Annotated in this window: 9 protein-coding genes; 1 reads left to right on the forward strand and 8 read right to left on the reverse strand. The window is 68.1% G+C overall.

Annotated elements, in window-relative coordinates; genetic code table 11:
* Positions 1-49 precede the first annotated feature (49 nt).
* The 3 genes from MJ777_RS14945 to MJ777_RS14955 form a co-directional block, all read right to left on the reverse strand.
* Positions 50-2290, reverse strand: a complete 2241-nt coding sequence (locus MJ777_RS14945; protein ID WP_239376914.1) for an MMPL family transporter — start codon at positions 2288-2290, stop codon at positions 50-52.
* Positions 2291-2548: 258 nt separating this feature from the next.
* The gene (locus MJ777_RS14950; protein WP_239376915.1) at positions 2549-3508 is read right to left on the reverse strand and encodes a pseudouridine-5'-phosphate glycosidase; all 960 of its coding nucleotides are present in this window, start codon (positions 3506-3508) and stop codon (positions 2549-2551) included.
* Positions 3509-3554: 46 nt separating this feature from the next.
* On the reverse strand, positions 3555-4391 hold the full coding sequence (locus tag MJ777_RS14955) for a polysaccharide deacetylase family protein (RefSeq protein WP_239308281.1): 837 nt from the start codon (positions 4389-4391) through the stop codon (positions 3555-3557).
* An 87-nt stretch (positions 4392-4478) separates the two neighbouring features.
* Here MJ777_RS14955 and MJ777_RS14960 point away from each other — a divergent pair, with 87 nt between their 5' ends.
* Positions 4479-5390: an HNH endonuclease signature motif containing protein gene (locus MJ777_RS14960; RefSeq protein ID WP_239376916.1), complete on the forward strand. Its 912-nt coding sequence runs from the start codon at positions 4479-4481 to the stop codon at positions 5388-5390.
* A gap of 179 nt (positions 5391-5569) precedes the next feature.
* Here MJ777_RS14960 and clpB read toward each other — a convergent pair whose 3' ends face one another.
* From clpB to dnaK, 5 genes are all read right to left on the reverse strand, one after another.
* Positions 5570-8176: an ATP-dependent chaperone ClpB gene (clpB, locus tag MJ777_RS14965; RefSeq protein ID WP_239308280.1), complete on the reverse strand. Its 2607-nt coding sequence runs from the start codon at positions 8174-8176 to the stop codon at positions 5570-5572.
* Positions 8177-8709: 533 nt separating this feature from the next.
* Complete coding sequence (locus MJ777_RS14970) at positions 8710-9198, reverse strand: heat shock protein transcriptional repressor HspR (protein ID WP_239308279.1); 489 nt, start codon at positions 9196-9198, stop codon at positions 8710-8712.
* Entirely contained in the window at positions 9195-10382 is a 1188-nt protein-coding gene (dnaJ, locus tag MJ777_RS14975) for a molecular chaperone DnaJ (protein ID WP_239376917.1), read from the reverse strand. The genes MJ777_RS14970 and dnaJ overlap by 4 nt, the downstream gene beginning before the upstream one ends.
* A gap of 79 nt (positions 10383-10461) precedes the next feature.
* A complete protein-coding gene (gene grpE, locus MJ777_RS14980) occupies positions 10462-11166 on the reverse strand; it encodes a nucleotide exchange factor GrpE (protein ID WP_370652727.1) in 705 nt (234 codons plus the stop codon).
* The gene (gene dnaK, locus MJ777_RS14985; protein ID WP_239308277.1) at positions 11163-12998 is read right to left on the reverse strand and encodes a molecular chaperone DnaK; all 1836 of its coding nucleotides are present in this window, start codon (positions 12996-12998) and stop codon (positions 11163-11165) included. The genes grpE and dnaK overlap by 4 nt, the downstream gene beginning before the upstream one ends.
* Positions 12999-13254: the final 256 nt, after the last annotated feature.

The raw sequence follows: 13254 nt of genomic DNA on the forward strand, positions 1-13254 counted from the left end.
CTGTCAACCTGTGGCGGCAGGTATTCGGGCCGGAGTTTCCGACTTTCGGTTAGGGGCTTTCGCGGATATTGGCAGCAGAGTCCCTTCGCGACCGCGGCACGTCCGTGATGGCGGATGCCGCATCCCGGGGCGTGGTCACGGCGTGCTCTGTGTGCCCCAAAGCCCGACCAGGACCTCGACGTTGTTGATGGTCGGTGGCAGAGCCGGCGCCGGCTGTTCCGGGCCGGTCCGGCGGTAGCGTCGCCAGGCGACTCGGCCACCAGATCTTCGGGCCGATGTCGAGCGCCAGCGCGGGGACGAGGATCGAGCGCACCACCAGGGTGTCGAGCAGCACGCCGAACGCCACCAGAAAGCCCACCTCGGCAAGCTGCACCAGCGGCAGGATGAACAGTACCGAGAAGGTGGCCGCCAGCACGACTCCCGCCGAGGTGATGACGCCGCCGGTGACGGCAAGCCCGTGGCGCACTCCCGGCTCGGGGCCGATTCTCTCAGCTTCTTCCCGAACTCTGATCATCAGGAAGATGTTGTAATCGATTCCCAACGCTACCAGGAAGATGAATCCCAGCAGTGGCAGGGAGGGATCGGCACCGGCAAAGCCGAACAGCCAGTCGTACGCGAGCGCGCTGGCGCCGAGCGCGGCCAGGAACGACAGCACCACGGTCGCAATCAGCAGTAACGGGGTGACCACGGCCCTCAGCAGCAGCCCGAGAATCACGGCCAGGACACTCAGGACCACTGGGATGACGACCCGCTGATCGCGCACGGAGGCGGTGCGTACGTCCAGATTCACGGCGGTGGTTCCGCCGACCAGCCCGTCCGCACCGGGTATCGCGTGGACGGCATCCCGGAGCTGTTTAACCGCGTCGAAGGAGGCCTTCGTGTCGGGCGGCGGCGAGAGAATAGCAATGAACTGGACCAGGTTCGCTCCGCGCCCGTTTTCTTCGGCAGCGGTGACCGCGGGATTTCCGCGAATGGTGGCAAGGACGTCGGCCGCGGCCGAGGCGTTGGCAATGATGTATGCCGGCGCGGTCGCGCCAGCCGGGAAACTGCGCTGGGCGAGTTCCTGACCTACCACGGAGTCCACCGGTCCGGTGAATCCCTGATCCCCACGTAGGTTCGTGTTCAGATGTACGGTCGCGAACGCCAGCCCGGTCAGTACCAGCGTGGCCGCGATCCAGACCCGGCGAGGCCGCGCGGCGATTCGAGCGCCGGCCCGTGACCAGAAACCGGGCTCCTCGACCGCTCCCGTGCCGTACCCGGGGATGAACGGCCAGAACAACCGCCGGCCGCACGCGACAAGCACGGCCGGGAGAAGCGTCATTATCGTCACCAGCGCCGCGGCTATACCGATGGCTCCCACCGGGCCGAGACCTCGGTCGGAGTTGAGGTCGCCCAGTAACAGGCACAGCAGGCCCACGATGACGGTCGCGGCGGAGGCGACGACTGCCGGCCCGGCCCGGCGGATAGCGACCCCCATTGCCTCGTGCGCACTTTCGTGCCTGGTCAGTTCCTCTCGGTATCGGGCAATGAGCAGAAGCGCGTAGTCGGTGCCGGCGCCGAATACAAGCACCCGTAATATTCCGGCGCTCTGCCCGTTGACGGTCAGCTCGCCGTACCTGGCCGCGAGATAGGTCAGGGCGGTGGCCACCTGGTCGGCGATGGCGACCGACAGCAGCGGTGCCAGCCACAGGAAAGGGCTGCGGTAGACGATGAGGAGAATGACCGCGACAACCCCACCGGTGACGAACAGCAGGGTGGTATCGACACCGCTGAACACGTCGTAGGAGTCCGTCAACAGACCGGCTGGTCCGGCCAGCCCTGTCTGGAGCCCAGACGGCGCGGCAGTGCGTACGATCCGGCGGATCTCCTTGACGTCATGGGTGAAATCCACAATGTCTGACCGCTGCGCGAGGCTGATGCTCAGCAGCAGCGCATTGCCCCTGGGGGACGGGATAGGCCCACCGATCGGGATTACGGAGAACCTTTGGAGCTCGTGACCGAGCGCCTCCACCGTTGCCCGGTCGGCGGAGGTCAGTTCAGGATCACGGGCGAAGACGACGATCGCCGGTACGGCGTCCCCGCCCGGCAGAAGCCGCTGGGCCGTGAGCACGCGGGTGGATTCGGCTCCGGCGGGCAGGAAGGCCGCGGCGTCGTTCTTCTGCGCGTCGGCCAGTCTGGACGCGAGTGGGCTGACGACGACCGTAATAATGATCCACAGCAGGAGGGCGGCCCACTTGAGCCGTGGCCGGGCCGACCACGCGACGATTCTCCAGGCTCTGTCCACCAGCATCCCCGCCTCCGGTCCCAAGCAAGGATGTTCGCAGGAAGGCCGCCTGAGACGGAAGCGATACGGCGGGCGCGCCAGCGTGACGGGTTATCAAGGTTTTCGAGCAGGCGGCATGCTGTACCCGGCGGCGTGCCCGCCGGAAAACCCACGCGGGGGCTGCCCCAGCGCAGGGCGGCCGCCTGGGTGACGACGGACTCTCAGCCCCATCAAGCTCTCAGCCCCATCAGCCCACGGCCTCATCCAGCTCGCGGCCCTGCCCCATCAGCCCGCGGCTCCATTGACACCCGGAGCTCCACTGACACCCGGAGCTCCAGCTTCGGCGGCCCAGGCGGTGGCGATGCCGGCGGCGACGGTCACGTTGTTGCGGACGACGGCGATGTTCGTCTCCAGGCTGGCGCCGGCCGTTTCGCGGTGGAACGTCTCCAGCAGGAACGGGGTGACGGCCTTCCCACGCAGGCCCCGCCGGGCCGCCCCGGCCAGCGCCTCAGCGAGGACCCGGTCATGCAGGTCATGGTCGAGCTGCTCGGCCTCGGGCACAGGATTGGCGACGACCACGGCAGAGCGCAGGCCGAGCGTGTCGGCATCGGCCATGACGGCGGCGACCTGCCGCGCGTCCTCCACCCGCCAGTCGACAGCGAACTCCGTCCGGGACAGGTAAAAACCGGGGAAGCTGTTCGTTCGCCACCCGAGCAGGGTCACGCCGAGGGTTTCCAGCCGTTCGAGCGTCGCGCCGACGTCCAGGATCGACTTCATCCCCGCGCAGATCACGGTGATCGGGGTACGGGCCAGCGTGACCAGGTCCGCGGATTCGTCCGCGCTGTCGGCCCAGCCACGGTGCGCCCCGCCGAGCCCGCCGGTGGCGAACACGCGGATGCCGGCGCGGGCGGCGAGCAGCGACGTGGCGGCGACCGTGGTCGCGCCGGTGCGGTGCAACGCGGAGGCGACGGGCAGGTCCCGGACGGACAGCTTCGCCACATCCGAGGCCTCCGCGATTGCGCTGAGCGCATCCGGGCACAGGCCAACGGTGGGTGTCCCGTCGATCACGGCGATGGTGGCCGGCGTCACTCCGCGGTCGCGCAGCAGCGTTTCCAGCTCGGCCGCGACCTCCCGGTTACGGGGACGCGGCAGGCCGTGGGCGATCAGTGTCGACTCCAGCGCGACCACCGGCCGCCCCGCGTCCAGCGCCACCCGGACCTCGTCGGCAACCGCGAGCCCTCGCATCGCCCGACACTATCCATCGCGGCGCTATGAGACTGCCTGGCCGAGGTCAGGCGAAAAGATCGTGTACTGTCACCGGGCGTAGTCCCTTCTGCCCAAGACCGGTGATGATTCGAGGCAGGGCGGGGATCGTGCCCGCATGCCCGAAGTGCAGGCTCACCACCGAGCCGGGCCGCACCGCCGCAAGTGTGCGCGTGACCACCGCGTCGGCGCCGGGGTCGGTGTAGTCGAGCGGATCCACATCGTAGGACAGGCAGTGCGCGTAACCGGCCCGGCCAGCCTCGGCGAGCACCGTCGGGGTGGCATGGTGCATCGCTGAGGGCCGGAAGTAGTCCCCCGGCCCGCCGGTCACTCGCTCCATGATCTCCTGCGAGCGCTCCACCTCCGAGCGCACCACGGAAGCGCTCTGTCGGTCAAGATCGGCGAGATGGGTGTACGTGTGGTTTCCGATTTCGTGTCCGGCGTCCCGGACGCGGCGGGCGTAGTCCGGGTACCGCTCCAGCCAGTTGCACACGAACATGCAGGTGATCGGCACTTGGGCCTGGGCCACAGCGGCGAGGAGCCCGTCGACCAGAGCGATGTCGCCGTTGGTGTGGAACGTCAGCGCCACCTCCGGACGGCCTGAGCTCGCGCGTACCAGTTCGGTCGCCGGGCCGCCTCCGGCGGACGGCGTGGAGGAGGTTGCCGCGGCGGCACCCGCCGGCGGCGGGACAACTCCCGCGGTGGCCGTTGGCGGCGTGCTCACCGATGGCTCGGCGCCGCGGCCGCTGTCACCACCGCCGTTGCCGGTGCCACCGCTGGTACGGCCGCCAGCTGCGCATCCGGCAAGCACCAGCGCCGCACCCGCGAACAGGCCGCGCCGAGTCGATGAACCGGAAAAGCACACCGCAGCACCTTACCGCCGGTGCTGGGCCAGCCCCATCGCGCGTTTCGCGGGGTTGATCGTGCTCTTCGCTTCGGCTATGATTCGAACGTGAGTTCGACTTCCTTTGGGGCGGAAGGGGTGGCTGGTATGCGGTTGGCTGATCTGCCCGCACGGCGGGGTATGGCGGCTCGGTTCGATCCGCTCTCTGATCCTGACGCCGTGAGCGGAGATCGGAACGGCGCTCATCGGGCGTGTGCGTTGACCGTGTCGTCCTCGCTCGAGGGCAAGATGTTCCTGCGGGGCCAGCTCGACGCCGAAGGAGGGGAGACTGTCACCGCGGCCTTGGACGCGGCTATGGGAGGAGCGCCCGCGGCAGACGATACGCGCTCCAAGGATCAGCGTCGGGCGGACGCCCTGGTCGAAATCGCCCGACATTATCTGGGCCAGGCGGATCTTTCGCAGGTGCATGGCCATCGACCGCAGCTGACCGCTGTAGTCGAGGTCGCGGCGTTGCTACCGCCGGTGCGGGCAGCAACCTCGGCGGCCTCAGAAGCCGGCTCGGACCCTTCTGCCGTCCCCGCGCGTGCGGCAGCGGCGGTCCGTCCGCCGGAGTTTCCCACCAGGCTCACCGTCCGTGCTGGTTTCACCGGCGGATGGCCGATCACTCCTGCCGCCATCCGCCGGATCGCGTGCGACGCACGAGTCAGTCATCTGCTGACCTGGGGCGAAAGCAAAATTTTCGATCTCAGTCGGGAGGCTCCCACAGTCTCTGCCGCGCAGCATCGCGCGTTGGAGCTCCGCGACGGCGGATGCGTCTACCCGGGCTGTGACCGGCCGCCGTCGTTCTGCGACGGTCATCATCTCGTGCATTGGATCGACGGGGGGCCGACTGAACTCGACAATCTTGTTCTGCAATGCGGGCGGCATCATCGCAGGCTCCATGAGGAAGGCGAGACCCTCTACCGTGACGACATCGGCACCTGGCGGATCCGGAGAGCCGACGCCGACAGTGAGCCCTAGGGCGTGTTTCGAAAGCCATCTGTCCGGCTCGCCACGTCCAGGCGGCCTCTGGCTGCGTTCTCGGCCACACCGATACAACTCATCCGGTATCGGTGTGGTCTGCGGCCTTGCCAGGAACCACCTGGACGCGCCTTCCTGATCGAACGACGACTTCCGAAACACGCCGTAGTCCGAACCGATCATCCGGTATGCACCGCGGGGTGGACCTGGAGACCACGGCGGTTCGGGTCGACCTCCACGACAACCTCGTCGCCGTCCCGTACGGTGCCGGCGAGCAGCTCCCGGGCCAGCGAGTCTCCGATCGAGGTCTGCACCAGCCGCCGCAGCGGGCGGGCCCCGAAAACCGGGTCGAAGCCGGCGTCGGCCAGCCAGGCACGTGCCGCGTCGGTGACCGTCAGCGTGATCCGCCGGTCGGTGAGCCGGGCTCGCAGCAGGTCAAGCTGGAGGTCGACGATGCGGGCCAGGTCGTCGCGGTCAAGCTGGTCAAAGACCAGGACATCGTCGAGCCGGTTGAGGAACTCGGGCTTGAACGCCTCCTGGACGACGACCATCACGGAATCATGCCGCACCTGTGGCGACAGAGTTGGATCCGCGATGAATTGCGACCCAAGGTTGGACGTCAGTACCACGATCGTGCTGCGGAAGTCGACCGTCCGGCCCTGGCCGTCGGTGAGACGCCCGTCGTCGAGCACCTGCAGGAGGATGTCGAAAACGTCTGGATGCGCCTTCTCGATCTCATCCAACAGGATCACACTGTACGGGCGGCGGCGGATCGTCTCGGTGAGCTGCCCGCCCGACTCGAATCCGATGTAGCCGGGTGGCGCGCCGATAAGCCGCGCCACCGAGTGCTTCTCGGCGTACTCGCTCATGTCGATGCGCACCACCGCGCGTTCGTCGTCGAACAGAAAGTCCGCGAGCGCCTTCGCCAGTTCGGTCTTGCCGACCCCGGTAGGGCCGAGGAAGAGAAAAGAGCCGGTCGGCCGGTCCGGGTCGGAGATGCCGGCACGGGCACGGCGCACGGCATCGGAAACAGCACGTACCGCGGCCCGCTGACCGATGACACGCCTGTGTAGTTCGTCCTCCATCCGAAGCAGTTTGGCGCTTTCACCCTCCAGCAGCCGGCCGGCGGGAATTCCTGTCCAGGAGGCGACGACCTCGGCCACATCGTCCGGGCCGACCTCCTCCTTCAGCATTGCGCCGTCTGCCTCGTCCGCGCCGGGCAGCGCGTCGGTTGCCGCGGCGAGCCGTTTCTCCAGGGTGGGGATCGTGCCGTAGCGCAGCTCGCCGGCCTTGGCCAGGTCAAGGTCGCGTTCGGCGACCTCAATGGCCCGCTTGGCGTTCTCCAGCTCCTCCTTGACCTTCTGGACCTCGACGATGGAGCTCTTCTCCCGCTGCCAGCGAGCGGTCAGGCTGGACAGCTCCGTCCGCTTCTCGGTGAGTTCGCGCTGGAGGCGGCCGAGACGGTCCTTGGATGCCTTGTCGTTCTCCTTGGCCAGAGCCATCTCCTCGATCTCCAGGCGCCGGACGGCCCGCTCCAGCTCGTCGATGGCCACCGGCCGGCTGTCGATCTCCATCCGGAGCCGGGACGCGGCCTCGTCCACAAGGTCGATGGCCTTGTCAGGCAGGAAGCGCCCGCTGACGTACCGGTCGGACAGCGTGGCGGCGGCGACGAGGGCCGCGTCGGTGATGCGAACACCGTGGTGCACCTCGTAGCGTTCCTTGAGCCCGCGCAGGATGCCGATGGTGTCCTCCGTCGACGGCTCGCCGACCAGAACCGGCTGGAACCGGCGCTCCAGGGCTGGGTCCTTCTCGATACGGGTGCGGTACTCGTTGAGGGTTGTCGCGCCAATCATGCGCAGCTCGCCGCGGGCGAGCATGGGCTTGAGCATGTTGCCGGCGTCCATGGAACCTTCGGCGGCGCCGGCACCGACCACCGTGTGCAGCTCGTCGATGAACGTGATGAGCCGGCCTTCGGCGGAGCGGATCTCGTTGAGGACGGCCCGCAGCCGCTCCTCGAACTCGCCCCGCAGTTTCGACCCGGCAACCATCGACCCGAGGTCGAGCGAGACGATGCGCCGGTCGCGCAAGGACTCCGGAACATCACCGGCGACGACCCGCAGCGCGAGGCCTTCGACGATCGCGGTCTTGCCGACGCCCGGTTCGCCGATGAGGACCGGGTTGTTCTTCGTCCGCCTGGACAGGACCTGCACAACCCGTCGGATCTCGGCGTCGCGGCCGATAACCGGGTCGAGTTTGCCGGCCCGCGCCTGCTCGGTCAGGTCGACGGAGAACTTCTCCAGCGCCCGGTAGGCGCCCTCGGGATCGCGGCTGGTCACGCGGTGGACACCGCCGCGGACGGTGTCGAAGGCTCCGCGCAGGGTCTCGGCCGTCGCCCCGAACTCGGTCAGCACCCGGGAGGCCTCGCCGCCCTCCTCCGCGAGCGCGACCAACAGGTGCTCGACCGAGGTGTATTCGTCATCGAGCCGATTCGCCTGCCGCTCGGCGTTGTCGAGGACGGTGATGAGCTGCCGGGACAGTTGCGGCGGGGAGACGCTGGCGCCGGTGGCGTGTGGCAGCCGGCTGACCGCCGCTTCCGCGCGGGCGCGTACCTGGGCGAGCGGGGCCTCGATGGCGTCGAGCAGGTCGATCGCCACCCCGTTCGGCTGGCTCAGGACGGCTACCAGCAGATGAAGCGGGTCGACGAGCGGCGAGCCGTCGCCGGTGGCGCGGCTGACTGCGGAGGAGAGTGCTTCCTGGGAGCGGGCGGTGAGCCGGTCAGCGTTCATGGGAGTCCTAGAATGATCGTTTTGTGTGTTCCGTCTTCAGTGACGCTCAGAATAGTTGAGTCGTTTCGACTTAGAGTCGTTTCGACTGAGGGTGCTCGAGGATAGGGCGTTCGATCAGTGAGCGGCGTCCGGGTGGATGGATCGCCAGGCGGTGCGGGGAGTCGCTGGAGGTGCTGGGCGTCGGCCGATGACGGCGGCGCGAGGCGCCGCCCGGACGGCGCGAGCCGGATAGTCCTGTTGCCGGTCGCTCGTAGGGCGTATTTCGACGGTTAACTGTTCGGCTCGCCGCGTCCGGGCGGCCCTTGGCTGCGGCTCCCTGATCGAACGACGACTTCCGCAACACGCCGTAGGTTTGAAGTGCCACGGGTGGATGCGGGCGAACCTGAGGCGGTAATCATGGGGGTGGTGCGCAGGCCGCGCGGAACAGGCCTGGCAATGCGGGTCTGGACGGCGGGTCTGGACGGCGGGTCTGGACGGCGGGCCTGGACGGCGGGCCTGGACGGCGGGCCTGGACGGCGGGCCTGACAGCGGGTCTAGCGGTGCGGGCCCGGCCGCCAGACCACGATCGCGCCGCGGTCGATCGGCACGAGATCCCGTCGGTGGCTCCTGTGCGCATCGGCCACCCTGCGTTCGGCCTCAGCGTGGGCCAGCGCCAGTTCCTCGGTGAGCTGCCGGATTTGATCTTTCAAGATCATCACCTGGCTGCCCAGGTCCAGGATCCGGCGGATTCCCTGTAGGTTGATGCCCTCCTCCTGGGAAAGCCGCTGTACCTCCCGCAGCATGGCGACGTCCCGGACGGAGTATCGCCGGCCGCGTCCGGATGTTCGCCCCGGAGTAACGAGCCCCAACCGGTCGTAGGCCCGCAGCGTCTGCGGATGCATGCCGGCCAGCTGCGCGGCAATAGAGATCACATACACGGGTGTGTCGTCGTCATGCGCGGGCCCTGGCCCGGATCTGGCTGCTGCCGGCCGATCAGCTGGCAGTAGCGGCGGATCGGCCGTGCGGCTCGGCCGTGGTTTCATAGCCGGCCCTCCATCTGTGCCATCAGCGACGTACGTGGATCTTCGGGATGGGCGTGCGCGAACTCCTGCAGCGCGGTACGGGCCTTCGGGGACAGGTCGGCGGGCCGTGGCACGGTTACTTCAACGGTCACGATGAGGTCGCCGTGGCCGTTGCCGCCCCGCGGCACCCCACGCCCACGTACTCGCAGGCGCCGCCCGCTCGACGTGCCGGACGGCACCTTCACCGTCAGCGGAGCACCGTCGATCGTCGGCACCTTCACCGACGCGCCCAGCGCGGCCTCCGTGAAGGTCACCGGCAAGGTGATCGTCAGGTTGTGGCCCTCGCGGCCGAAGACCGGATGGGCGAGCACGTGGACGGTTACCTCGAGGTCGCCGGACTGCCCGCCGCGCTCACCCGGGGAGCCGCGGCCCCGAACCCGAAGCCGTTGACCGTCCGCGACGCCTGGCGGGATACGGATGCGCTGCTCGCGCTCCCGCCGGCCCGTGCCCAGACAGCTTGGGCACGGCGAATCAATAATCGTCCCCTTGCCGATGCAGTCGCGGCACGGCTCCGACAGCGCGAACCCACCCTGGGAGCGGGACACCACGCCCAGGCCCCGGCAGGTTGGGCAGGTCCGTGGCGTCGTACCCGGACGGGCACCGCATCCCGCGCAGGTAACACAGGTCGCCGCGCCTGGCAGCCGGACAGTGGCTTCAAGCCCCGTCAGAGCCTTCTCGAACGGGATCGTGACTTCAGCCGCGATGTCGCCGCCACGGCGGGGGCCACGGCCCGTCGGTGGCCTTTGGAACAGGTTGTCGAACAGGCCTCCGAGCCCGGGACCGGGACCGGGGCCTGCGCCTGCCCCACCCAGCAGGTCATCGAGGTTGAACGCGCCGGATCCGCCGGATCTGAAGCCGCCCGGTTGGTAGCCGTAACCACCAGCGGGATGACCACCGGTGTTACCCGCGGTGAACAGCGCTCGCGCCTCGTCGTACTCCCGACGCCGGGTTTCGTCCGACAGGACGTCGTAGGCCTCGGAAATCTCCTTGAAGCGGGCCTCAGCCTTCGGGTCATCGGGATTCTTATCCGGATGCAGCTCAAGGGCAAGCCGGCGGTAGGCCTTCTTGATGTCGGTCGCCGAGGCGTCCTTGGGGACGCCGAGAGCGGCGTAGTAATCCTTTTCGACCATGTCACGAACACTCACGGCGCCCCTCCTTTCACCATCATGTCGCGTATGGACGCTTGAGGCGGATTTTTCCTGGCAAAAGGTCGAATGACATCGACTACTCGACGGCTTCCGCCGCGCCGCCTTCCGCGCTCGGCGTGCTCTCCACCGGCAGGTCCGCCATGCCCTGAGCGGTCTCGGCGTCCGGCGCCGGTTCGGCGACTGAGACCTGTGCTGGCCGCAGCACCCGGCCGGCGTGACGATAGCCGGCACGGAAGACGTCCACACAGGTCGACCGGGTCACCTGCGAGGAGTAGGTGTGCATGAGAGCGTCGTGGACCAGGGGGTCGAACTCGTCCCCCTGGACGCCGAACCGCTCGAGCCCGGCGGTCTCCAGCGCGCTTTCCAGCGACTCGGCGACGGCCTTGAACGGGCCCTCCAGATCACCGTGGTCGCGTGCCCGGCCGATGTCGTCGAGGGTGGGCAGCAGGGCCGTCAGCAGCTTTCCCGTCGCCTGCTCGGCCATGACCTGGCGGTCCCGTTCGACCCGCCGGCGGTAGTTGTCGAACTCGGCCTTGAGCCGCTGGAGGTCGGCGGTACGTTCGGCCACCTGCTTACGCAGGGGTTCCAGCAGCCCGTCCTCGGCTGTGGAGCTGGCTGTCGCGGTGGCGGTGCCGCCGCCCGTGGCCTTCGTCTCCGCCCGGCTGGCCTCTTCCCGTACCTGCCCGCTCTCGGGATCAATACGGCGTCTGTCCCGGACGATCACAGGCTCGTCCGGCGTGGACATGCCGAGCGTCCAGTCATCCCCATGAGCCGAGGTCACTTCTTGTCCTCCTCATCCACTATCTCGGCATCCACGACATCGTCGTCCGTGCCCGGACCGGATGCGCCACCCGCGCCCGAAGCCGCCGCGCTCTGCGCATCCGCGTAGAGCGACTGGCCCATCGCCGAACTGGCCTTCGCGAGTTCGGCGGTGGACTCGCGAATGGCCGCGATGTCGGTACCGCCGACCGCCGCGCGCAGCGTGGACAGCTTCTCCTCCACATCGCTCTTGATCGCGGCGTCGATCTTGTCGCCGTTTTCGGCCAGGAAGCGTTCGGTGGAGTACACGAGGGTCTCACCCTGGTTGCGGGTCTCAGCCTCCTCGCGGCGCTTGCGGTCCTCCTCGGCGTACTGCTCGGCGTCGCGGACCATCTTGTCGATGTCATCCCGGGGCAGCGCCGAGCCGCCGGTGATCGTCATCGACTGCTCCTTGCCGGTGCCGAGGTCCTTCGCGGAGACATGGACGATGCCATTGGCGTCGATGTCAAAGGTGACCTCGATCTGCGGGATGCCCCGCGGCGCCGGCGGCAGCCCGGTGAGCTCGAACATGCCGAGCTTCTTGTTGTAGGAGGCCATCTCGCGCTCGCCCTGGAAGACCTGGATCTGCACGGACGGCTGACTGTCCTCAGCGGTGGTGAAGATCTCCGACCGCTTGGTCGGGATGGTGGTGTTCCGCTCGATGAGCTTGGTCATGATGCCGCCCTTGGTCTCGATACCGAGGGAGAGCGGGGTGACGTCGAGCAACAGGACGTCCTTGACCTCGCCCTTGAGGACACCGGCCTGCAGAGAGGCGCCCACGGCGACGACCTCGTCGGGGTTGACGCCCTTGTTCGGCTCCTTGCCGCCGGTCAGCTCGCGCACCAGGTCGACCACGGCCGGCATCCGGGTGGATCCGCCGACGAGCACGACGTGGTCGATGTCGGAGACCTTGACCCCGGCGTCCTTGACGGCCTGCTGGAAGGGGTGCTTGCAGCGGTCGATCAGATCGGACGTCATCCGCTGGAACTCCGAACGGGTCAGAGTGACGTCCAGGTGCAGCGGGCCCTCGGCCGAAGCGGTGATGTAGGGCAGGTTGATGCTGGTCTGGGTGGACTGCGACAGTTCGATCTTTGCCTTCTCGGCGGCTTCCCGCAGGCGCTGCAGGGCCATCTTGTCCTTGCCGAGGTCGACACCGTGCTGACCGGAGAACGTTTTGATCAGGTGGTCGGTGACGCGCTGGTCCCAGTCGTCACCACCGAGGTGGGTGTCACCGGAGGTCGACTTCACCTCGACGACCCCGTCACCGATCTCCAGCAGGGACACGTCGAAGGTGCCGCCACCGAGGTCGAAGACCAGAATGGTCTGTTCCTTCTCGCCCTTGTCCAGCCCGTAGGCGAGGGCGGCGGCGGTGGGCTCGTTCACGATGCGCAGGACGTTGAGACCGGCGATGGTGCCCGCCTCGGTGGTCGCCTGGCGCTGGGCGTCGTCGAAGTAGGCGGGCACGGTGATGACGGCGTCGGCCACGGTCTCACCGAGGTAGGACTCGGCATCCCGCTTGAGCTTCTGGAGGATGAACGCGCTGATCTGCTGCGGGGTGAAGTCCTTGGTGTCGACCTTCATCTTCCAGTCGGTGCCCATGTGGCGCTTGACCGACCGGATGGTCCGCTCGACGTTCGTGACCGCCTGCCGTTTCGCGACCTCGCCAACCAGGACCTCACCGTTCTTGGCGAAGGCGACGACGGACGGAGTCGTCCGGGAGCCCTCGGCATTGGCGATCACCGTGGGTTCGCCGCCCTCGAGCACGCTCACAACGGAGTTCGTGGTGCCGAGGTCGATACCGACCGCTCGTGCCATGTCTGTGTGCCTCTCGGATCAGGACGGCCCGGCTGCTCCGTTCTCGTGGGAGCCCGACCGGGACCGCTCGTGTAGTAGTTGAGCCCTGCTGACTCAGAATCTAATGATAGACCAGTCACCGTCAAACATGAGCCTACGGAGCTCAAGGTTGTTGAGAGGGATTCTGTTCCCCGAAGGCTGTGGCACTCAGCCGTCGGCCGCGGGATGCGCGATAGCCCGGGGCATGCCAGGCCCCAGGGCATGCCAGAGCCCGGGG

This window comes from Protofrankia sp. Cj5, assembly GCF_917627405.1.
In the GTDB taxonomy this organism is placed as follows: Bacteria; Actinomycetota; Actinomycetes; order Frankiales; family Frankiaceae; genus Protofrankia.